The organism is Pseudokineococcus marinus, assembly GCF_013004605.1.
Classification (GTDB): Bacteria; Actinomycetota; Actinomycetes; order Actinomycetales; family Quadrisphaeraceae; genus Pseudokineococcus; species Pseudokineococcus marinus.
The window spans coordinates 25145-46434 of record NZ_JABEMA010000002.1 but is presented as its reverse complement, the minus strand read 5'-3'; the positions used below and the strand labels follow the sequence as shown (position 1 = coordinate 46434).

The window sequence follows — 21290 nt, the reverse complement described above, 5'->3', positions numbered from 1 at the left end:
GAGCGCGGCCGCGACGGCGGCGGCGTGGTCGGCGTCCGCCTCCTCCCAGCGACGGCGCAGCGCGGGCAGCCCGACGTCCTGGGCCTGCGCGAGCGCCTCGCCGAAGCCGCGCACGGCGTCGCCCGCCGCCGCGAAGCAGGGTGACGCCGCGCCGACGTGCCCGGCGAGGGCCTCGATCTCGGAGGTCACCGCCGTGGCGGCCGCGCCGGTCCAGCTGTCCCGGTAGGAGGCCGGAGCGGCCGCCACCCGCGCGCGCTGGTCCTCGAGGTGCTCGGACAGCACGCGCAGGCCCGCGGCCGCCGTGAGGAAGGCGTCGGGGTCGGCGTCGAGCTCGAAGAGCGTCACCCCCGGCCCCGCAGCACGGGCGCGCCTCGGAGGGTCACAGCGTGATGCTCGTGCTGGCGTCGACGTCGACCGCCTCGAGGTCGACCGACAGCCGCCCGACGTTGCCGGCGACGAGGCCCGCCGTCTGCTCGAGCACGCCGAGGACGGCGTCCCAGGAGAGCCCGAAGGCCGTGGCGCCCGCGTCCAGCGCGCCGGCGAGCTCCCCGGCGCCGTCGCGGATCGCCTCGACGTGCCCCCGGAGCGGGGTGCGCGTGCCGCGGAAGGCCGCGGCCAGGTCGTCGAACTGGTCGTCGACGCGCGCCAGCACGTCGTGCTCGGCGTGCAGGACGTCCTCGCCCACGGCCACCACCCCCTCGCGCGGGACTGTAGTGACGGGAGGGGCCGCCGCCGGTCCTCGGCCGGGACGCGACCCGACCGGGTGGCGCCGTCAGCCGACCAGCACGACGACCTTGCCCGCGACCCGCCCCGCGGCGCCCTCGGCGTGGAGCGCGGGCAGCTCGTCGAGGGGGATGCGCCGGTCGACCTGGACGCGCAGCTCGCCGGCGTCGACCAGGCGCACGAGCTCGGCCAGGCGGTCGCGGTCGGGCAGCACGAACACGGTGGCGGCCGTGACGCCGCGCGCCTCGTCGGACGGGGTCGCCATGAAGGCGGTCGTGCTGACGACCTTCCCGCCGTCGCGGACGAGCGCCACGAGCGCGGCGAAGCGCTCGGGCTCGACCGGGGCGAGGTTGAGCAGGACGTCGACGGGCTCGGTCACCGCGTCGAGCAGGTCGGTCGTCGTGCGGTCGACCACCTCGTCGGCCCCGGCGGCGAGCACGGCGTCCCGGCTCCGCGGGCTGACGGTCGCGACGACGTGCACGCCGGCGCGCTTCGCCAGCGCCACGGCGTAGGTGCCGACGACGCCGCCCGCGCCGTTGACGAGCACGCGCTGCCCGGCCGTGAGCTCGCCGTCGTCGAAGAGCGCCTGCCACGCCGTCAGCGCCACGGAGGGCAGCGCTGCCGCGTCGGCCAGCGGGACGGTCGTCGGCGCCGCGACGAGGGCGTCGACGGGGGCGAGGACGAACTCGGCGGCGCCGCCGTCGCGCTCCATGGGCAGGAAGCCGACGACGGCGTCGCCGACCTGCCAGCCGCTGTCGCCGCCGCCGTCGGACGGGCCGACGGCGTCGACCGCGCCGGAGACGTCGTAGCCGGGGACGTGCGGCAGCTCGACGGGGATGGGGAGGAAGCCCCCGCGCATCCCGCCGTCCGCGGCGTTGTACGCCGAGGCCGCGACCCGCACGCGGACCTGGCCCGGGCCGGGCTCGGGGGTCTCGATCTCCTCGGCCCGCAGGACCTCGGGGCCGCCCGTCTCGTGGAAGCGCATCGCCTTCATCTCGTCGCCTGCTCTCTCGTCGTTCTGTCCTGGTGGGGTGCCGACCGCGTCGGCGTGCGCCCACCGTGGCGCCCCCCGCGACGACGTACCTGGGCCAGGTCGGCCCACCCTGACGACGCCCCTCCTCGGGCACGTCGTCGACACATCGCCGCCCGTGGAGCCGCCTGCTCCGCACGTCGTCGACACGTCGCCGCCCGCAACTCCTCCGGGGGAACTTCGTCGACGACGTGCTCCCGGGCGCCCGGCCGAGACGGTGATGTGACGACGACGTGCCGGGGAGGGACGCCACCTCGGGGACAGGGGGCACGAGGCCCTCCCGCCGAGCCCGCGCGCGGGGGCACACTCCCGCCGTGACGGGACGCGACTTTGGCACCGCGGTGCGCCAGCTGCGTGAGGCCGCCGACCCGTCCGCCGCAGGGGTGCCTCCCGGCCTCGGCGGCCGGCGGGTCCGCGGCCTGCGCCGCGAGGAGCTCGGCGAGCTCGCCGGGATGTCGGCCGACTACGTGCGCCGGCTCGAGCAGGGCCGCAGCCACCCCTCCGCCGCCGTCGTCGACGCCCTCGCGCGCGCGCTGGGGGCGGGCCGCGCGGACTACGAGCGCCTGTGCGTCCTCGCGGGGTACGCCGCCGCGGACGGGCAGGTGCCCGCCGACCTCGGTCCTGGCGCGACCCGCCTGCTGGAGCGCTTCGCCGACACCCCGATGTTCGTGGCCGACGCGGCGATGAACCTCCTCGCCGTCACGAGCCCCTTCCTCGCGCTCGAGCACTGGCAGCCCACCGGGGACCGCTGGGAGTGGAACATCGCCTGGCGGCAGTTCTGCAGCCCCTTCGCCACCTTCCGGCAGTCGGCCGCCGACGCGACCGACCACGAGGCGATCCTCGCCGCGCGCCTCAAGGACGCGGCGCTGCGCTACCCGCGCGACGCCGGGCTCGCCGCGCTCGTCGACGACATCCGCTCCCGCAGCGCGCTCTTCGACGGGCTCTGGCGCGAGTCCCGACCGGTGACGGCGTACGGCAGCAGCGCGACCTTCCTGCGCTCCGACGGCGAGCCCGTGACGCTCGTCGGCGACCTGCTCGCGATCCCGGGCGACGACCTCGGGGCGCTGGTGCTCACCGCCGCGCCCGGGTCGCGGGACGAGGCCCGGCTGGCCGAGGTGGTCGCCGCCGCGGAAGGACCGCCGGTCGTGCACCTCGACGGCCCTCCCGCGGGCTGAGCGCGGCCCTGACGACCGCCCGCACCCGCGGCGCTCAGCGCCGGGCGCGCCGCCGGGGCGCGGCGGTCTCGCGCACCGGCGCCACCTCGGCGACGCGGACGTGCTCGTAGACGACGGACGTGCGCACGTCGACGATCTCGGGCCGCTCGGTCAGGCGGTCGATGACGAAGGCGTACAGGTGGTCGTTGTCGGGCACCGCGACGTGGACGAGGAAGTCCTCGGTGCCGCTGGTGACGAAGACGGCCACGACCTCCGGCAGGGCGGCCACCCAGGTGCGGAAGCCCTCGATGCGCACCCGCGACGGCGGCCGGACGCGGACGGCGATGAGCGCCTGGACCGGGCGCCCGATGCGCGCCAGGTCGACGTCGAGGCTCGCGCCGCGGATGACACCGCGCTCGCGCAGCGACCGGGTCCGCTCGAGCGCCGTCGTCGGCGAGACGCCCACGGCCGCGGCCACGTCGCGGTTCGTCCGCCGTGCGTCCGACTGCAGGACCCGCAGGATCGCCGCATCGACGTCGTCCATGTCCACCATGGCGGCAGGTTAGGCGGACGACGTACGGATCGGCCGCGCGAGACGGCTGCACCGGCCTAGCGTCTCGGCTATGAGCAGCACGAACGACGCCGTCGCGGCGTCCGAGGCGTCCGTCGTCCCGACCGTCGGCTTCGCGCCCGACGAGGTCCGCACCGGGGAGCCGACGCGCTCCGCCCGGCTGAAGTGGGTGGTGGTCGTGGCGGAGGGGCTCGAGCCCGGGCGAGCCGTCAACGCGGCGGTGTGCGTCGCGAGCGCCACCGCCCGGGCCGTCACGGGACTGCTGGGGCCGGACGCCGTCGACGCGTCGGGCTCGGCCCACCCCGGCCTGCCGTGGGCGGGGTGCAGCGTGCTCGTGGCCCCTCGCGAGCACCTCGCCGCCGTGCGCGCGAGGGCGGCGCGGTCCGAGGGCGTCCACGTGAGCGACATGCCCGCGTCGGCGCAGTCGACGCGGGTGTACGACGAGTACCTGGCGGCGGTGGGCGCCGCGGAGGGCGAGGCGCTCGACTACCTGGCCGTCAGCGTCGTCGGGCCGCGCAACCGCGTCGACAAGGTCGTGGGGCGGCTGCCGCTGATGCCGTGAGGCGCGGCCGGCCCGACTCCCCTCCCGCGCCGCGCCTATCGTCGTCACCATGGTCGACAGCCCCGCCCCCGCCGCACCCACCACCGCTGCGACCACCCCGCCGAGCGCGTACCGGACCGGAGACGGGTCCGCCGTCCCCTTCGGCGACGCCCTCGACGCCTGGACCAGCGCCGCGCTGGCGGTCCTCACCGCCCGCGCCCGCACCTACGGCGCGACCGTCACCTACGGCGACCTGGTCCGCTCGATCTTCGCCCGCTCGGGCGTCGCGACCCGCTCGCTGATGCACAGCTGGGTCGGCGACGTCCTGGCCCGGGTCGCCGACACCTGCGCGGACCCCGCCGGCGAGCGCCCGCCGCTGGAGGCCCTCGTCGTCCGCGGCGAGGACGGCGCCGTCTTCAGCGGGTACGCCGACGCGGTGGAGCGGAGCACCGGCACCCGCCCGCGGGACGTCGAGCTGCACGCCGCCGAGGCCCGCCTGGCCTGCTACCGCGCCCTCGCCCGCGACCTGCCGCCCGACGGCGGGCAGCCCCTCCTCGCGGCGCGGGCGTCGGCGCAGCCTCGACGGCGCGCGGCGGCCGCGCCGAAGCCCGCCAAGCCGGCTCCGGCACCCGAGCCGCTGCCCGCGGTGTGCCCCAGCTGCTTCACGCAGCTGCCGCGCAGCGGGCAGTGCGACACCTGCGACTGACCTGACCGGCCGCGCTCCCCGAGGGCCCCGCACGACGTCGACGAGGGCCGACCTCGAGGGCTCGGGAGCGGCGTGCCGTCCCTCGGAGTCCGCTCTCGACTACACCTGCCGCTGAGGATCTCCCGCCCTCAGCCCTCGCCGCAGCGCGGTCGCGAACGACGGCGTCGTCGGCACCTCGGGCACGAGCGCCGCCTGGTAGGCGTGGTAGGCGTCGGACTTGCCCGACCACGTCTGCGACGTCGGCACGTTGTCCGGGTCCAGCTCGTGGTGCCACGAGCCCCGTTCGTGGTCCACGAGGCAGCGGTCGGCGTACGACCACCACTCGGCCGCCTCGGTGGCGTATTGGTCGTCGCCGGTCGCGCGCCCCAGCACGGCCGCCGCGGCCACGGCCTCGGCCAGCACCCAGTGCAGGCGGTTGCGGACGACGGGCCGCCCCGACCAGTCCGTCGTGTAGACGAAGCCGTCCGCGCCGTCGACAGCCCAGCCGTCGGCGACGGCGCGGTCGTGGAGCGCCACGGCGGCCTCCAGGAGCCCGGCCGGGGCGCGCTCGCCGAGCGTGGCGTCCACCGCCACGAGCAGCCGCGCCCACTCCAGCCCGTGCCCGACCGTCGCGCCGTACGGGCGGAACTTGTCGGCCGGGCGGTCGCGGTTGTGCTCGAGGAGGGGCGACCAGTCGGCGTCGAAGTGCTCGGGGATGCGCCAGCCGTTGGCGCTCGCCCACCCGACGACGCGCGCCGCCATCCGCCCGGCGCGGAGAGCCCAGCGCTCGTCACCGGTGACGTCCGCCGCGGCCAGGTACGCCTCCACGGTGTGCATCACGGCGTTGACCCCGCGGTAGGGGTCGGCTCGCGTCCAGGCTCGGTCCCACCGCTCGACGACGAGGCCGGCCGCCTCGTCCCAGAAGCGGCGGTCCTGCACCTCGAGCGCCTCGGCGAGCAGGCCCTCGGCCCCCTCCACCCCGGCCGCGAGGGCGGAGGACGCGGCGAGCACGACGAAGGAGTGCGCGTACGCCTGCTTGGAGTCGTCGACAGGCCCGTCCGGATCGACGACGCCGAACCACCCGCCGTGCTCGGCGTCCCGCAGCGGGCCGAGCAGCGAGCGCACCCCGTGCGCCACGAGGTCGAGCATCTCCGCGCGGCCGGGGCCGCCGGGCGCGGGGGGCTCGTCGGCGAGGGCCCCGAGGGCGAAGACGTGCGTCATCCGGCAGGTGACGTACAGCTCGACCGGGGACGCGGGGTCGACGCCCCCGAGGTCGTCGAGATTGCCGAAGCCGAGGTCGTGCCGCGAGCCCGCCGCGAAGCGCAGGAGCTCCGCTCGCTGGTCGGCGAGGTGGTCGGCGCTGCCCGGGGAGATCACCGGTCCAACGTAGGCCCGAGCGCTCTCGCGACCGGGAGGCCGGTGGTGGGACGGCACCGGCAGATCCGCGCGGAGAGCGTGGAGGTCGCGGGACGCCGTGACGTCGCCGGGTGGCAGCGCCTCGTCGTGCTCTACGGCGTCCACGTGCTGCCACCTCCCCTGCCCGCTGCCGGAGCCGCTCCCTCAGAGGGCGCGGCGCGCGTACCACCGCACCGAGAGCGCGGCGGAGGCGGTGAGGAGCAGCACTGCGACGACGGCGGACGCGGCGGCCACCGCGCCGATGCGGCCGTCCACGAGCGTCGCGACGTCGTCCGCACACCTTCTCCGTTGGCGGCCTGCTCGCTGATCGCCCGGACGGACTGTCCTTCCGACCAGGGCGGACCGTCCTCGCGGCGGGGGTGCCGGCGCCCGCCGCTGAGCAGGCTCGTCGGCATGGAGATCACCCAGCCACCCCCCGCCCGACCCGCACCCGGAGCGGCCCTCGAGGCCCGCGGCCTGCGCGTCACCACCCACGGCCGCGTCCGTGTCGACGACGTCTCCTTCACGGTCGGCGCCGGACGCGTCGTCGGGCTCCTCGGCCCCAACGGCGCCGGCAAGACGACGTCGCTGCGCGCCCTCCTCGGGCTCGTCGCCCCCGACGCCGGCGAGGCGCTCGTCCTCGGCCGCCGCTACCGCGACCTGCCCTCCCCCGCCCGCCGCGTCGGCGCCGTCCTCGACGCCGGGGGCCTGCACCCGTCGCGCACCGGCCGTCAGCACCTGCGGATCGCCGCCGCCCGGGCCCACGTCCCCGCCGCCCGGGTCGAGGAGGTCCTCGCCGAGGTCGGCATGAGCGCCGACGCCGACCGCCGCGCCGGCTCCTACTCCCTCGGCATGGCGCAGCGCGTCGCCGTCGCCGCCGCGCTGCTCGCCGAGCCGCGCGTCCTCGTCCTCGACGAGCCCGCCAACGGCCTCGACCCCGCCGGCACCCACTGGCTGCTCGGACGCCTGCGGGCCTTCGCCGACGCCGGCGGGGCGGTGCTCCTGTCCTCGCACCTGCTCGCCGACGTCGCCCGCGTCGCCGACGACGTCGTCGTCCTCGACCGCGGGCGCGTCACCGCCGCCCTGCCGACGGCCGACGCCCTCGCCGCCTCCGGCGGCCGGCTCGAGGACTTCTACCTCGGGCTCGCCGGCACCTCCTCCGACCGGACGGGAGTCCGCCGATGATCCGCGCCGAGCTCCTGGCCCTCACCACCACGACGGCGACGAGGGTCGCCGCCGCCGTCTCCGTCGTCGGGCTGCTCCTCACCCAGCTCGCCGTCGTCCTCCTCCTGCCCGCCCTGGCGCGCGGCGACGTCGGCCCCGGGCCAGAGCTCCTCGGTGACGACCTCCCCGCGGCCGACCTCGCCTCCGCGCTCGTGCAGCGGGGGGCGCTCGACCCCCTCGGGGCCACGACGGGCAGCGGCTCCCTGGGCCTGCCCGTGCTCGCGCTCGCGCTGCTCGGGGTCCTCGCCGGCACCGGCGACCACCGCCACGGCGGCATCGTCGGCGCCGTCCTCGCCGCACCCCGCCGGTGGGACGTCGTCGGCGCGAAAGCCGTCGCGCTCACCGTGCTCGGGCTGGCGCTCGGCGCCGTCCTCGCCGCCCTCAGCGCCGGGACCCTGCTCGTCGCGCTCGCCGTCGCGGACGTGCCGCTCGCCGTCGCCCCGGTCGAGGTGGCGGCGCTGCTCACCCGCGGCGTCCTCGCCGTCTGCTGCGTGCTGCTGCTCGGCCTGGCGGTCGGCACGCTCGTCCGCGGCCAGCTGGCCGGCGTCCTCGTGATGCTCGCGGTCCTCCTCGGCGAGCCGCTCGTCGCGGGGACCGCGCAGCTGCTCACCGGCAGCGCGCCGGCGTGGGCGCAGGTGATGCCGGTCGCGCTCACCCACGCCGCCGTGGGCGCAGGCCCCTCCGCCTGGGCCCCGACGACCGCGGCTGCCGCGCTCGTCGCCCTCGCGGCGCTCGCCCTCGCCGCCGCGGCCGGCGTGCTGCGCCGCCGCGACCTGTGACCCGTCGATCGCCCTCCCCGCACGCCGACCCGAGAGGCACCGAAATGACCACGCCCACGACCCGTCGCCGCACCACCCTCGCCGCGAGCGGCGCACTGGCCCTCGCCCTGGGGCTCGGCGCGTGCACGACGGACCCCCTGCCCGAGCTCGCCGGGACCAGCGCGGACGCCACCGGCGTCACCGAGCCGCAGGACCCTGCCCAGCAGCGCCTCGAGGAGCGGCTGCAGCCGATCGTCGACGCCGGCTACCCCGCAGCCCTGGCCTCGGTGACGAGCCCCGACGGCACCCGCGTCGACGCGGCCGTCGGCACCGGGGACCTGGCGACGGGAGCCCCCGTGCCTGTCGACGGCGAGGTCCGCGTCGGCAGCAACACCAAGCCGGTCGTCGCCGTCGTCGTCCTCCAGCTCGTCGAGGAGGGCCTCGTCGCGCTCGACGAGCCGGTCGAGACCTACCTTCCGGGCCTGCTGCGCGGCGACGGCGTCGACGGGACCGCCATCACGGTGCGGGACCTGCTGAAGCACACCAGCGGCCTGCCGGAGTACACCGCCGCCGTCGCCGCCGACCCCTTCACCGTGCGCGACCGCTGGATCTCCCCGCGCGACATGCTCGACGTCGCCCTCGAGGAGCCCGCGACCGCCGCTCCCGGGGAGGCGTTCGCGTACACCAACACGAACTACCTCACGCTCGGCCTGCTGGTGGAGCGCGTGACGCAGCGCCCGCTGCACGAGCAGGTGGACGAGCGCGTCGTCGCACCGCTCGGCCTGGAGCACACCTACCTGCCGGCGCCCGGCGAGCGGGACGTCCGCGGCGAGCACCCCCTCGGGTACCACGCCCAGGAGGCCGGCGAGCTGGAGGACATCACGGCGATGGACACGTCGTGGGCGTGGGCGGCGGGCGCGCTCGTCTCCACCCCGAGCGAGATGAACGCGATCATGCGGGCGGTCCTCGACGGGACGCTGCTGTCCGAGGCGAGCACGGCCGAGATGCAGCGCACCGTCCCGGCGCCGGACGAGCTGTACCCCGAGGCGGCCTACGGCCTGGGGTGGCAGGCGCTGCCCCTGAGCTGCGGGGGCGTCGCGTGGGGCCACGGCGGCGACATCCCCGGCACGCACACCCGCAACGCCGTCGGCCCGGACGGGACGGCCGTGACGATCGCCGTGACGGCGCTGCCGTTCGCGGTGGTGGACGCGGAGGACGACGAGGCGCTGCTCGACAGCTACCGGCTGGCGATCGACGCCCTCGACGCCGCGCTGTGCGAGGCCTGACCCACCGCGCGGACGCCCCCGGCGCCGTCCCCGACCGGGGGCGGCGCCGGCCGTGGTCGGATGCCCCCGTGACCGCGCCGCCCGCAGCACCCGCCCGGCGCCGGGCGGCCGCGTCGACGCTGTGGTGGCTGACCCCGCCGCTGCTCGTGCTGGTGACGGCGGTCGCCTACCCGCTCGTGGACGCGCTCGACGTCGAGCCGCCGCCGCCCGGTCCCCTGCCGCCGCTCGGCCACGCGGTGCTCGTCGCGCTGCAGGCGGTGGCGCTCCTCCCCCGACGCACGCACCCGGTCGCGGCGCTCGTGGCGGTGGTCGTGCTGGACGCCGTGCTGCTCGGGACCTCGGGCGGGCAGCTCGGCCTCGGGTCGCTCGCCGTCGTCGTCGCCACCTACGTCGTGGCGCGGCGGGCTCGCGGCGCAGGCGTCGGCACCGCCCGGTGGGTGCTCGGCGCGGCCGTCGTGGTGACGTCGGTCGTCGGCGGCGTCGCCTACCTCGCCGTCGGCGGTCCGCTGCTCGAGGTCGCGCTGCTCGTGCCCGGGCGGGCGGCGCTGCAGTACGGCCTCCCCGTCGTCGTCGCCGAGCGGCAGCGCGCCCGCGAGCGCCTGGTGCAGCTGGAGCGCGAGCGCGCCGAGGCGGCGGAGCGCGAGCGCCGCGACCGCGCCCAGCGCGAGCTGCAGGCGGGGCGGACGGCGCTCGCCCGCGAGCTGCACGACATCGCCGGGCACCACCTGTCGGGCATCGTCGTCAGCGCCCAGGCCGCCTCCGCGCTGATGCGCAGCGACCCCGAGCGCGCCCGCGAGGTGCTCGCCGGCCTGCAGGACGACGCCCGCACCGCGCTGGCCGACCTGCGCCGGACGGTCGGGCTGCTGCGCAGCGACGACGACGGCCCGGACGGCGGCCCCGGAGCGCCGGGGCGGACGCCGTCGCTGGCGGCGGTCGCCGCGCTCGTCGAGGAGGCGCGGGCGCGGGGGCAGCGGGTCGAGCACGCCGAGACGGGCGGGGCGCGGCCGCTGAGCCCGCTCGCGGAGACCGCCGCCTACCGGATGGTGCAGGAGTCGTTGGCCAACAGCGCGCGCCACGCGCCCGGCGCCGCCTGCGCGGTGGGGGTGGAGCACGCCCCCGACGCCGTCCGCGTCACCGTGACCAACGGGCCCGCCGCGGTCGCCCCCGTCGACCACGGGGGCGGCCAGGGCTACGGCTTGGCGGGCATGGCCGAGCGCGCGGCGCTCGTGGGCGCCCGCCTCGTCACCGGCCCGCAGCCGGACGGCGGCTGGCGCAACGAGCTGGTCGTCCCCGTCACCGAGAGGAGCACCCCGACATGAGCCCCGGCGAGGGCCCCGGTGCGGACCAGGGCGTGATCCGGCTGCTCGTCGCCGACGACCAGGCCGTCGTCCGCGCCGGCCTCGCGGTCATCCTCGGCGCCGAGGACGACGTCGAGGTCGTCGGCCAGGCCGCCGACGGGGCCGAGGCCGTCCGCCTCACCCGCGAGCTGCGCCCCGACGTCGTGTGCATGGACATCCGCATGCCCGGCACCGACGGCATCGCCGCGACCCGCGCCATCACCGCGGACCCGAGCCTCGACGTCGGCGTCCTGGTCCTCACGACCTTCGACGTCGACGACGACGTCTTCGCCGCGCTCGAGGCGGGCGCCGCCGGCTTCCTCCTCAAGGGCGCCGACGAGGCCACGCTCCTCGGCGCCGTCCGCTCCGTCGCCGCCGGGCAGGGCACGCTCGACCAGCGGCTGACCCGCCGCATCCTGCGCGAGTTCACCGACCGACGGGCGGCGCCGGCGCGCCCCTCGGCGGCCGCCCCGGGCGTCGACCTCACCGCCCGCGAGCTCGACGTGCTGCGCCTGCTCGCGGAGGGCCTGTCGAACACCGAGATCGCCGCGCGGCTCTTCGTCGAGCCGACGACGGTGAAGTACCACCTCACCGGGCTGATGCAGAAGACCCACGCGCGCGACCGGCTGCAGGTCGTGCTGTGGGGGCTGCGGGCCGGGCTGGTCGACGTGACCGGCGGCGGTTGACCCGCGCCGCCCTCAGACGACGGCCCGGTGACGCCTAGGTTGGACGTCCATGAGCGGTACCGCGCCCGAGCCCAGCGCCGACGAGGGCGCTGGCCGGCACGACGGGCTCGGCGCGCTCGTCGCGGGCCTCGGTCAGCAGGTGCGCGCGCTGCGCGCCAAGCGCGGGCTCACCCTCGCCGAGCTCGCCGAGACCACGGGGCTCAGCGCCTCGATGCTCTCGACCGTCGAGCGCGGCCGCACGGCGCCCTCGCTGGCGACCCTCCACCGCCTGGCCGAGGGCCTGGGCGTCCGCGTGACGACGCTGCTCGCCGCACCGGCCGAGGAGGGCTCCCCCGTGGTGCGCCTCGCCGACCAGATCGTCGACCAGACGCCGGGCGGCGTCGTCCGCCGCCTCGCCGTCTTCCGGCCCGAGCAGGACGTCGAGGTCTACGTCGACGAGTACCCCCCGGCCACCAGCCACGCGACGCGCCCCTCGCAGCACCCCGGGCAGGAGCACGGCGTGGTCCTGGAGGGCGTCCTGGAGGTCGAGCTGCCGGACGCCGTGCACGTCGTCGAGGCGGGCGACTCGATCAGCTACGAGGCGAAGCAGGCGCACCTCCTCCGCAACGCCTCCCCCGGCGTCACCCGTGCGGTCTGGGTGAACGTCCGACGTCTCTGAGGTCGAGGCGGCGGGTCGGGAGGGGGAGCGGGACACACGCCCGTTACGCGGGCCTGGGAGCGCGCAACGCCGTAGCAACAATCGGACTGCAGAAAATCCACTCCGGTTGTAGACGGCCCCGTGCCCCTCCCAGAGACAGGCCTCCCGATGAGCGCACCCCCGATCTCCGCCCCCGCCCCTGCCGCACCTCCCGTCGCGCCCACCGCCCCGTCGCGGGTGCTCGCCGTGCTGCCCGAGGACCGCCTCCCTCTCGGCCGCACCGCCTTTTTCGGCGCCCAGCACCTGCTCGCCCTCACGGGCATCTTCATCTTCCCGGTGCTCATCGGCAGCGCTCTGGAGCTCGAGGTGGCGCAGGTCGGGCAGATCGTCCAGGCCTGCTTCCTGCTCACGGGCGTGGTGACCGTCCTGCAGTCGAGCCGCCTGCTGCGCCTGCCGATCGTCCAGGGTCCGACGGCCGCCTTCTTCCTCGCGATCGTCAGCGCGGGGACGGCCTACGGGCTCGGGACGGCGTTCGGCTCGATGGTCGTCGCGGGACTCGTCTTCATGGCGCTGAGCATCCCGGTGGGCCGCCTCGGGCTCATGGGGCACGTGTCGGCGGTGGCCTCCCACCCCGTGGTCTTCGGCTCGCTCTTCGTCATCATCGGCGCGCAGCTCGCGGCCATCGGCCTGCCCGGCTGGTTCGGCACCGCGGGCACGCCCTCCTTCGGGGCGCCGAGCTTCGCCGTCGCCGCCGTGACGGCGCTCGTCGTCGTCGCCTGCCTCGTGCTCGGACGCCAGGGCCTCGCCAAGCGCGGCGCCGTCGTCTGGGGCATCGCGGCCGGGACGGCGACGGCCGGCCTCCTGGGCGTCTGGAGCGCGTCGCTGCCGACCGAGCTCGTGGGCCTCCCGGAGCTGCTGCCCTTCGGCTTCGGCGTCGCCTGGCCGGCCGTGCTCCTCATGCTGCTGGCCTTCCTCCAGGCCGGCACCGAGTCGATGGGCATGTACTCCCTCGTGGGCGGGTGGGCGGGTCAGCGCGTCGACCGCCAGCGCGTCAACCGGGGCCTCTTCACCGAGTTCGCCGGGACGGCGGTCGGCGCCCTCTTCGGGGGCATCGGGACGACGTCGTACCCCGAGAACGCGGGCATCGTCCGGGTCACGGGTGTCGGCAGCCGCTACGTGACGATGGCGGCCGGCGTCTTCGCCGTCGCCCTCGCCTTCGTGCCGGCCGTCGGGCTCTTCGTCGCCGGTCTCCCGGGCCCGGTGCTCGCCGCCGCCTCCACCATCCTCTTCGGCAGCATCGTCGTCGGCGGGATCCAGATGCTCTCCGGCGTGGAGTGGGACGACATCAACCTCGCGGTGGTCGGCCCGTCCGTCGTCGTGGCCCTCGGGGCGCAGTTCCTGCCCGCCGACGTCATGGCGACCGCCCCCGAGACCGTCTCCGGCCTCGTCAGCAGCCCGATGATGGTCGGGGTCGTCCTCCTCCTCGTCCTGCACGTGCTGCTCAACGTCCTCGCGCGCCCCCGCCTCGAGCGCTCGCGCGAGCGCCGTGCCGGGCGCGTCTCCCCCGCACCTGCGACGACGGAGGGCTGGCCCGTGGCCACCCCTCTCCACCACCGCGTCTACGACGAGGCCCGGCCACTGGCGGTCGACGGCGCCTACGCCGACTGGCTCGACCCGGCCACGACCGTCGTCGTGTCCGTCGACATGCACGACGGCCACCTGTCCGAGGACCCCGACTGCCCGTGCCCCGCCCCCCGGGGCCGCGAGGTCGTGGGCCCCGTCGACGCCTTCCACCGCGCCGCTCGGGCGGCCGGGGTGCCCGTCGTCCACGTGCGCTCGGAGGTGCGCGCCTCCGGGGTCGACGACGTGCGCGGCATCCCGAGCGCCTGGCGCACGACCTTCCCGCAGTGGGTGGGCCCCATCCCCGGCGTCGCCGACCACGCGCTGGCCGGCAGCCGGTGGACGCGCTTCACCACCGAGGTGGAGCCCGAGGACGAGGTCGTGACGGGCAAGAAGCGCCTGTCGGCCTTCTCCCCCACCGACCTCGACTTCCTCCTGCGCCAGATGGGCGCCCGCACCGTGGTGCTCGACGGGATCATGGCGGACTGCTGCATCCTCAGCACCGCGTTCGACGCCAACAACCTCAGCTACCGGGTCGTCGTCCTCGAGGACCTGGTCCGCGGGACGGACGAGCGCCTCGAGGCCGCCGCGCTGGCGATGGTGTCGTTGCATCTCGGGCTCGTCACGAGCTCGTCGGACCTGCTGGGCGCGTGGGAGTCGGTGGCGGCCCGTCGGCGCCCCGTCGCCACGGCGCGATGACGAGCGGCCCGACGCTCGCCACCGGCCCCGCCGCGGACGCCGCCCCCGACGCGCCCCCCGCGCGCCGGGGGCGGCCCGCCGTCGTCGTCACCCTCGTCGTGGCAGCGACGGGGCTGTCGACGGCGCCGACACCCCTCTTCCCGCTGTACGCCGCCCGCGACGGCCTGGCGGCGGGCGCGACGGCGGCCGTCTTCGCCGTCTTCGCCGGCGGCGTGCTCGCTGGCCTCGGGGCGGCGCCCGCGCTGGTCGGCCGCCTCGGCCAGCGGCGCGTCCTGCTGGCAGCCGCGGCCGTCGAGGTGGTCGCCGCTGCCGTCCTGGCCCTGGCGCCCGGGGTCGTCGGCCTCGCCGTGGGCCGGGTCGTCTGCGGTGTGGGTGTCGGGGCGCTGGTGGCCACGGCGCCGGTCGTCGTCCGCTCGCTCACCGAGGGCGCACCCGCACGGGTGCGGCAGCGGTGGGCGTCCGTCACCGGCGCCATGGCCATGGCCGGCCTGGGGCTCGGCCCGCTCCTCGCCGGCGTCCTGGCGGCCCTGGCCCCACTGCCGCTGCACCTCCCCTACGCGGTGGTCGGCGCTGTCGTGCTCGTGCTGCTCGTGCCGCTGGCCCGGACGCCGGAGACCTCGGCGCCCGTACTCGACGGAGCCGACCCGCGCGGACGCCCGACTGCTTCCTCCGGTGCGCCCGCGCCCGCTCGCCTCCGGGCCTTCTGCGCCTTCGCGGTGACGGGCTTCTTCGGGGCGCTGGCGGCCGAGACGTTCGCCCTCGTCGGTGCGCCGGGAGGCGTGGCGGTGACGGGCGCGGGGATCGCGGCGGTCTTCCTCGCGGGCGCCGCGGCTCCCCTCGTCCTGGGCGCCCGGAGCACCCGTGCCGGCGCCGGCGCGCACGTGGCCCTCCTCGCCGGCCTCGCCGCCGCCGGCGCGGCGCTGCTCGCGGGTCTGCCGTGGCTGCTGCTGCTGTCCGGGCCGGTCGCCGGGGCCGGCAGCGGGGTGCTGATCGCCCGAGTGCTCGCCGAGGCGACGGAACGGGCGGGCGTCACGGGCGCCCGCGCGGTGCTCACCGCCGCCTACTGCGGCCTCGCGCTGCCGGTGCTCGGGCTCGGGGCGCTGCTCCTCGTCGTCCCCCTGGACGTCGCCGTGGTGCCCTTCACGCTGCTCGTCGCGGTGCTGCTGCTCCTGGCCGGCAGCCCGGCGGGTGGGCGGCGAGCGGCGGGCCGCGGCGGACCCGGCGACCACCCGGCGTCCTGAGCCGGTCCGTCGGTCCGGCCTGCGGTGCTGCCCGACGACGAGCACGCCGCTCGCCCAGTCGGTCAGCGTGGAGAGGGAGTCGCCTGACCGACGAGCGGCGCCGTGACGTCCCCGCGCAGCACGTAGTAGCGCAGGAGCACCTCGGCGTCGGCCGCGAGGTCACGACCGTCCGTGCCTGGCGTGAGGTGGACGGCGACCGCCCGTGGCTCACCCTCGCTGGTGCGGCCGACGGCGCGGGCCACGACGCCTCGAGCAGAGCCGAAGAAGGGGGGCACCTCGACCACCCACCCGTCGACGCCGCCCGACAGGTCGATCCTCACGCGCTGGTCGAGCACCCCGCGGGCGGCGTCGGGGACGAGCTCGGTGGACCCGCTCGTGCGGACGTCGAGCACCTCGACCTCCGTGCCGTCGTCCTCGGCCCGGGTCACACGGCAGTCGCCCTCGAAGAAGAAGCCGACCGCCTCGACCCGTCCGGCTCCGGCGAGCACCGGGTCCGCGATCTCCGGGGGCAGGGTCCCGCAGAGCCACGCGTCCTCGTACTCCGTCGCGGCGTACCCGGCCAGCGCCGCGTCGTCGAGCTCCACGGGCGTGCCGTCGACGCTGCGGACAGGCTCAGGTGCCGGCGGGTCGTCGCTGCACCCGGCCACCACCGGCAGCACCAGGGCGAGGGCGGCCACGGTCGCGAGGTGGCGTGTGCGCACGTCAGGACCGTAGGCGAGCACGCGTCCGCACAGGGCCGGCGCCACGTCCGCTCACGCGGACGGGTGGAGTGCGGCAGCCGCTCGCATCGCCCCGACGGTCCTGCGGTCGAGAGCCCTGGACGGCGCGAGGCGGTCGGTCGACCGCTGGTCTGCGTCGAGCTCGTCGCCGCGTCCCGGTCGACGCCGTCCTCGCGGCACGACGAGCTCCTCGGCCGGGCGCGCCCCGCTCGACGACGGACGTCGCCCGGTCAGGACCGGGCACCCCACAGGCCGGGGTCCAGCGAGGCCGACGTCCCGAGGAGCAGCCTCCGGTCGGGTTCCACGAGGCAGAGACGGATGTGGACCCAGAGGTGGACCCAGCGGACGGCCAGCTGCCGGGGGGTGAAGCGCACGCGTCGTCCTCGGACCCGCTCGATCTCGAACCACATGGTCATGTCCACGTCCCGGACGTCGTCCCAGGCGACGTGGCGGGGGCGCCCGTAGTGGCGGACGGTGATGCCGCTCGCGCTGAGGTGCACGCCCTCGGCCGCGACCCAGGGCGCCAGCAGGTGCGCGACGAAGACCGCGAGGGCACCGACCACCACGGCGGTGGCGGCGCGTCCCGAGGCGAGCGCGGCGACCGCGGCGGCACCGAGCGGGACGAGCAGCACCAGAGCGCCGATCCAGCGCTGAGCCCCGGTCCACGGGGCGCAGGCGACGAGCGTCGACGGCGCTCCCGTCTCCGGGTCCGTGGACAGCTGGGGACCGGGCCTCGTGCGGTTCCAGCGCCGTTCCAGCACCAGGGTGACCGGCACGCCGACGCCGAGGGCGAGCATGGCCAGCCCGATGACGCCGGGGAGCGGGTGGGTGGTCATGATCGAGACGAGGGCGCCACCCATCCCCAGGAAGAGCACCGCTCCCGCCAGCACGAGCGGCAGCGGGTGCGTGCCCGCCTTCTCCCCGACGCTGCCCCACGCGGTGGTCACCCGCCCGCGCCCGGAGTGGTCGCCGCCTGCGTCAGACGACATGGCCGTGTCCGAGCTCGGCGAACTCCCCCGCGGGCAGGTGAGGCAGCACACGCACGACCGCACCTCCGGGAGCCGGCGGGGCGGGAGGTCCGACCCGGCGCACGAGAGGCGGGTGCACCTCCGTGCAGCCGGGCACGCTAGACGGTCGTCGCGGTCGCCCACGAACGGTCACGTCGAGTCCACCCGGCCGTGACGCTCGTCCACCCGGTCGCACCCCGGCCGTGTCACTGAGGTGCCAGTCCGCGCATGGGTGGAGCGGCTCGCAGCGCAGCCGCAGCGCCTGACCGACGAGGAGATCGCCCGCATCGACGACGTCGCTCGCCACGACATCGAGGGTCGCGCCGAGGGCCCGCGCGCCCGGGCCTCATGCCGAGGCAGTCCCACGAGCGACGCCGGCGGTGCGGTCGCCGGCATCAGGCGGCCAGCGCCCTCGCCCAGTCGCGGGCCGCGGCGACGACCACGTCCGCCCCCCCCCTCGCGCAGCAGCTGCACCGGCGTCGTGCCGCCCAGGTCCGGCTGCGGGGACACGAGCCAGGACGCCTGGGTCCACCTCGACACCAGGGGCTCGGGGACCTCGCGCAGCACGGCGTCCAGCCCGGGCAGCGGCGAGCCACCGGAGAACTGGAAGGTCGGGTAGACGACCCGCCCCGACCCCGTGGTGAGCGCGAGCAGGCCCCGGCGCTTGCTCACGGCCTGCTTGGAGACGAGCCGACCGGAGCGCGACAGCAGTCGCCGCACCCCGTCGACGTCGTAGAACCCCCCGAGGTGGTCGGTCCACCGCTCGGCCGCGTCGAGCACGTGGTCGACCGCGGCCCGTGCGGCCGAGGCGGCGTCCACCCGGGCGAGCGCGGCGCCGTCGGGGTCGCGGAGCACGAGCTCGCGGAGCACCTGCTCGACGAAGGACCGCTGGGCGCCCGTGGTCGGCGCCGGGGTCGAGGACGGGAGGGCGTCCGGGACCGTGGCTGCGTCCGTCATGAGCACCCCTGTCCTCGTCCACCCCGTCAACCCAAAGTGCACCTCTCCGTCAACGCCGTCGACCCTGCGGAGGGGCGCGGGTCGACCGTGCGTCGCGCGTGGTGCCTGCTCGGCTTCGAAGGGCGCGAGCGACCGGGACCTCGTGGGTCGACGGGCGGGTGCCGGCCCACCATCCCCGCGCGCCTGCTCAGGCGCCGTCGCGCCCGCAGCCGCAGGACTCACCGAGGCGCAGCTCCGCCCCGAGCACCTCGTGGACGGCGGGGGCGTCGGGGTGCTCGATCCGCTCGAGCAGCGTGGCGACGGCGACGCGGGCGATCTCGGCGACGTCCTGGACGACGGAGGTGATGGACGGCGTCATGAAGCGGCCCGCCGAGGACCCGTCGATGCTGACGAGCGCCACGTCCTCCGGGACCCGCAGACCGAGGTCGTGGCAGGCGCGCACGGCCCCGATGGCCTGCGCGTCGCTCGCGACGAAGAGGGCGTCGGGCCGCTGCTCAGGTGGCCGCTGCAGCAGCCGCTGCGCCGCCGCGTGCCCGCCCTCGCGCGAGAAGGGCTCGTGCTCGGGCGGCACGACCTCCTCGAGCCCGGCCTCCCCCAGCGCCTCGGCCCACCCCGCCTGCCGCTCGACGACGGCGCTGATGCCCCGCGGCCCGAGGACGGCCGCCGGGCGGACACGCCCGTGCGAGAGCAGGTGTCGTGCGGCCGTGAGGGCGGCGCCGCGGTTGTCGATGGCCACGGTGCTGTCGCGCGAGCCCGCCGGTGCACGGTCCAGGAGCACCGTCGGCATGCCCGCGCCCTCGAGGCCGGAGGTGTCGGGGTGCTGCAGGGAGGAGATGAGCAGCAGCCCGTCGACCTGGTGGTCGAGGAGGGCCCTCAGGTGCGTGCCCTCGTGCTCGGCGGCGTTGCTCGTCGTCCCGAAGAGGAGCACCTGGTCCCGGGCGAAGGCCTCGTCCTCGACGGCCTGGGCCAGCTCGGCGAAGTGCGGGTTGACGTGGTCGGGCATGAGCATGCCGATCGACCGGCTCCGGTTGGCGCGCAGCGCCCTCGCGAGGCGGTTGGGCCGGTAGCCCAGCTGCTGCACGGCCTCCTCGACGCGCTCGCGGGCGCTCGCGGAGACGGGCCGCGGGCCGTTGTTGAGCACGTAGCTGACGACGGCCGGCGAGACGCCCGCCGTCCGCGCCACGTCCGCCCGGGTGATCGCCATCAGATCAGTGTCGCCCCGGCTGGTGGGGCCGCCGTCTGCGCGCCGCGGTGCTGCACGGCACGGGCGCCCGCCGCGACGCCGGCGGAGCACGCCTCCGGCAGCGCGTCACCACGAGCCAGGGATGCGCACAGGGCGCCGACGAAGGCGTCACCCGCCCCGCTCGTGTCCACGACCGGCACCTCGGGCGACGGCACGTGGCCGCCCTCGGCGCCCCGGGCCCACACCGCGCCCTGGGCTCCCAGTGTCACGACGACCGACGCGCAGGCGTCCGCGAGCCGGCCGGCCAGCGTCTCGGGTGCGTCCGCGTCGAGCCCGAGGTCGTGCGCCAGGGACGCGGCCTCGACCTCGTTGACGACGAGCGGGTCGCAGCAGGCGAGCAGCGCCGCGCCGACGGGGCGGTACGGCGCGAGGTTGTGCACCGTCCGGGCTCCCGCCGCGGCAGCGCCGGCAGCGGCGGCGCGCACGACCGCTTCCGGCACCTCCGCCTGGCTGAGGACCACGGCCACGGCCGGCAGCTCGGCCAGGGCGGCCTCCACCGACCGGGGGGCGAGGGCGCTGCTCGCGTCGGCCGCGACGACGATGCTGTTGGTGCCGTCCGCGGCGACGGTGACGACCGCGGTGCTCGTCGCCCGGGACGCCAGGCGCTGCACGAGGGCGACCTCGACGCCCGCCGTCCGCAGCGCCGCCACGACCGCGTCCGCGGCCGCGTCGTCCCCGACGGCGCCGACCATCGCCGTGCCCGCACCCGCCGTCGCGCAGGCGACGGCCTGGTTGGCCCCCTTCCCGCCCGGGGCCCGGCCCCACTCGCGGGCCATGAGGGTCTCCCCCGGCCGGGGCAGCTCTCCCACGTGGAGGTGCAGGTCCTGGTGCACCGACCCCACGACGGCGACCGTGACCGCGGCCGGACCCGTGGCGCCGGCGCTCACCCCTTCTCCCCGCTGCTGGCGATGGAGGTGGCGAAGTAGCGCTGCAGGAGCAGCAGGAGGACGGCGGGCACGACCGAGATGAGCAGGGCTCCGCCGAACATCTGCCCGAAGTTGAACTCGGTGTCCGAGAACGTCCGGGCGATGGCGATGGCGGCCACCTGCTTCTCCTGGTCGGAGACGAGCAGGAGCGGCCACAGGTACGCCGACCACTGCCCGAGGAAGATGAGCAGCGCCGAGTTGATGAGCGCCGTCGTGCTGAGCGGCACGTAGAGCCGCGTCATGATCCGGAACTCGCCCGCGCCGTCGACGATGGCCGCCTCGCGCAGCGACGACGGCACCCCGCGGAAGAACTGCCGCAGGTTGAAGATGGCCAGCCCGTTGCCGATGCCCGGGAGGATGAGGCCCACGTAGGTGTTGTCGAGGTGCCACTGCGTGAAGAGCTGGGCCATGGGGATGGCGATGGCCTCGAACGGCACCATGAACCCGACGACGAGGAGGGCGAAGACGCCCTCGCGCCCGGGGAAGCGCAGCACCGTCAGGGCGTACGCGGCCGGCACCGAGAGCGCCAGGCCCAGCAGGACGGACACCAGGGCCACGAGCAGCGAGTTGGCCAGGCTGCGCCCGAAGCCGAGCTGGCCGAACAGGGCGCTGTAGTTGTCGAGCGTCCAGGTGTCGGGGACGAGCGTCCGCCAGCCCAGCGGGCTGACGCTGCCGATGACCTCGCTGCCCGGGCGCAGGGAGCCGAGCAGCATCCAGACGGCGGGCAGCAGGAAGGCGACGCCGATGACGGCCGCCAGCAGGGTGAGCAGCGCCGTGCCGACCCAGCGTCGGGGCGCGGGGCGGCGGTCGCCCCGTGCGGCGGTGGGTCGCGTCGACGGGTGGACCGCCAC

Annotated in this window: 22 protein-coding genes; 11 read left to right on the top strand and 11 right to left on the bottom strand. The window is 76.8% G+C overall.

Annotation, left to right across the window (positions count from 1 at the left end; all coding sequences use genetic code 11):
• The 3 genes from HLB09_RS00450 to HLB09_RS00440 form a co-directional block, all read right to left on the bottom strand.
• Positions 1–345, bottom strand: a 345-nt coding sequence (locus HLB09_RS00450) for a WXG100 family type VII secretion target (RefSeq protein WP_171201438.1), incomplete at its 3' end; no start/stop codon positions are given.
• Between the two features lie 34 nt (positions 346–379).
• Positions 380–694: a hypothetical protein gene (locus HLB09_RS00445; RefSeq protein WP_171201437.1), complete on the bottom strand. Its 315-nt coding sequence runs from the start codon at positions 692–694 to the stop codon at positions 380–382.
• 78 nt (positions 695–772) lie between these two features.
• On the bottom strand, positions 773–1717 hold the full coding sequence (locus HLB09_RS00440; RefSeq protein WP_171201436.1) for an NADP-dependent oxidoreductase: 945 nt from the start codon (positions 1715–1717) through the stop codon (positions 773–775).
• 350 nt (positions 1718–2067) lie between these two features.
• On the opposite strand from HLB09_RS00440, the gene HLB09_RS00435 reads away from it, so the two are divergent.
• Positions 2068–2928, top strand: coding sequence for a helix-turn-helix domain-containing protein (locus HLB09_RS00435; protein ID WP_171201435.1), 861 nt, complete (start codon positions 2068–2070; stop codon positions 2926–2928).
• A 34-nt stretch (positions 2929–2962) separates the two neighbouring features.
• Here the strand turns inward: HLB09_RS00435 and HLB09_RS00430 are convergent, their stop codons facing one another.
• Entirely contained in the window at positions 2963–3451 is a 489-nt protein-coding gene (locus tag HLB09_RS00430; protein ID WP_171201447.1) for an Lrp/AsnC ligand binding domain-containing protein, read from the bottom strand.
• A 79-nt stretch (positions 3452–3530) separates the two neighbouring features.
• On the opposite strand from HLB09_RS00430, the gene HLB09_RS00425 reads away from it, so the two are divergent.
• Together HLB09_RS00425 and HLB09_RS00420 are read left to right on the top strand one after the other, a co-directional pair.
• Positions 3531–4040, top strand: a complete 510-nt coding sequence (locus HLB09_RS00425; RefSeq protein ID WP_171201434.1) for a DUF2000 domain-containing protein — start codon at positions 3531–3533, stop codon at positions 4038–4040.
• Positions 4041–4089: 49 nt separating this feature from the next.
• The gene (locus tag HLB09_RS00420) at positions 4090–4725 is read left to right on the top strand and encodes a hypothetical protein (RefSeq protein ID WP_171201433.1); all 636 of its coding nucleotides are present in this window, start codon (positions 4090–4092) and stop codon (positions 4723–4725) included.
• A 99-nt stretch (positions 4726–4824) separates the two neighbouring features.
• Here the strand turns inward: HLB09_RS00420 and HLB09_RS00415 are convergent, their stop codons facing one another.
• Entirely contained in the window at positions 4825–6078 is a 1254-nt protein-coding gene (locus tag HLB09_RS00415; RefSeq protein WP_409372965.1) for an AGE family epimerase/isomerase, read from the bottom strand.
• A 435-nt stretch (positions 6079–6513) separates the two neighbouring features.
• On the opposite strand from HLB09_RS00415, the gene HLB09_RS00410 reads away from it, so the two are divergent.
• The 8 genes from HLB09_RS00410 (at position 6514) to HLB09_RS00375 (ending at position 15587) form a co-directional block, all read left to right on the top strand.
• On the top strand, positions 6514–7284 hold the full coding sequence (locus tag HLB09_RS00410; protein WP_171201431.1) for an ATP-binding cassette domain-containing protein: 771 nt from the start codon (positions 6514–6516) through the stop codon (positions 7282–7284).
• Positions 7281–8102, top strand: coding sequence for a hypothetical protein (locus HLB09_RS00405; RefSeq protein WP_171201430.1), 822 nt, complete (start codon positions 7281–7283; stop codon positions 8100–8102). The genes HLB09_RS00410 and HLB09_RS00405 overlap by 4 nt, the downstream gene beginning before the upstream one ends.
• Before the next feature lie 44 nt (positions 8103–8146).
• Positions 8147–9367, top strand: coding sequence for a serine hydrolase domain-containing protein (locus HLB09_RS00400; protein ID WP_171201429.1), 1221 nt, complete (start codon positions 8147–8149; stop codon positions 9365–9367).
• A 68-nt stretch (positions 9368–9435) separates the two neighbouring features.
• The gene (locus HLB09_RS19620; protein WP_171201428.1) at positions 9436–10686 is read left to right on the top strand and encodes a sensor histidine kinase; all 1251 of its coding nucleotides are present in this window, start codon (positions 9436–9438) and stop codon (positions 10684–10686) included.
• A 32-nt stretch (positions 10687–10718) separates the two neighbouring features.
• Positions 10719–11390 (top strand): response regulator, encoded by a 672-nt coding sequence (locus HLB09_RS00390; protein WP_171201446.1) that lies wholly within the window; start codon positions 10719–10721, stop codon positions 11388–11390.
• 49 nt (positions 11391–11439) lie between these two features.
• Positions 11440–12048 carry a helix-turn-helix domain-containing protein gene (locus tag HLB09_RS00385; protein ID WP_171201427.1) on the top strand — a complete coding sequence of 203 codons (609 nt, stop codon included), beginning with the start codon at positions 11440–11442 and terminating at the stop codon, positions 12046–12048.
• A gap of 147 nt (positions 12049–12195) precedes the next feature.
• Entirely contained in the window at positions 12196–14346 is a 2151-nt protein-coding gene (locus HLB09_RS17620; protein WP_212755638.1) for a solute carrier family 23 protein, read from the top strand.
• Entirely contained in the window at positions 14343–15587 is a 1245-nt protein-coding gene (locus tag HLB09_RS00375; RefSeq protein WP_171201426.1) for an MFS transporter, read from the top strand. Before HLB09_RS17620 ends, HLB09_RS00375 begins: the two co-directional genes overlap by 4 nt.
• Before the next feature lie 62 nt (positions 15588–15649).
• On the opposite strand, the gene HLB09_RS00370 is transcribed toward HLB09_RS00375, so the two are convergent.
• The 6 genes from HLB09_RS00370 to HLB09_RS00345 all read right to left on the bottom strand — a co-directional run bounded on the left by HLB09_RS00370 (position 15650) and on the right by HLB09_RS00345 (position 21290).
• The gene (locus tag HLB09_RS00370; protein ID WP_171201425.1) at positions 15650–16288 is read right to left on the bottom strand and encodes a hypothetical protein; all 639 of its coding nucleotides are present in this window, start codon (positions 16286–16288) and stop codon (positions 15650–15652) included.
• Positions 16289–16536: 248 nt separating this feature from the next.
• Complete coding sequence (locus HLB09_RS00365; protein WP_171201424.1) at positions 16537–17295, bottom strand: hypothetical protein; 759 nt, start codon at positions 17293–17295, stop codon at positions 16537–16539.
• A 168-nt stretch (positions 17296–17463) separates the two neighbouring features.
• Entirely contained in the window at positions 17464–18270 is an 807-nt protein-coding gene (locus HLB09_RS00360; protein ID WP_171201423.1) for a hypothetical protein, read from the bottom strand.
• Positions 18271–18457: 187 nt separating this feature from the next.
• Positions 18458–19474 (bottom strand): LacI family DNA-binding transcriptional regulator, encoded by a 1017-nt coding sequence (locus tag HLB09_RS00355; RefSeq protein ID WP_171201422.1) that lies wholly within the window; start codon positions 19472–19474, stop codon positions 18458–18460.
• Positions 19474–20400 carry a PfkB family carbohydrate kinase gene (locus tag HLB09_RS00350; protein WP_171201421.1) on the bottom strand — a complete coding sequence of 309 codons (927 nt, stop codon included), beginning with the start codon at positions 20398–20400 and terminating at the stop codon, positions 19474–19476. Before HLB09_RS00350 ends, HLB09_RS00355 begins: the two co-directional genes overlap by 1 nt.
• The gene (locus HLB09_RS00345) at positions 20397–21290 is read right to left on the bottom strand and encodes a carbohydrate ABC transporter permease (protein ID WP_212755636.1); all 894 of its coding nucleotides are present in this window, start codon (positions 21288–21290) and stop codon (positions 20397–20399) included. The genes HLB09_RS00350 and HLB09_RS00345 overlap by 4 nt, the downstream gene beginning before the upstream one ends.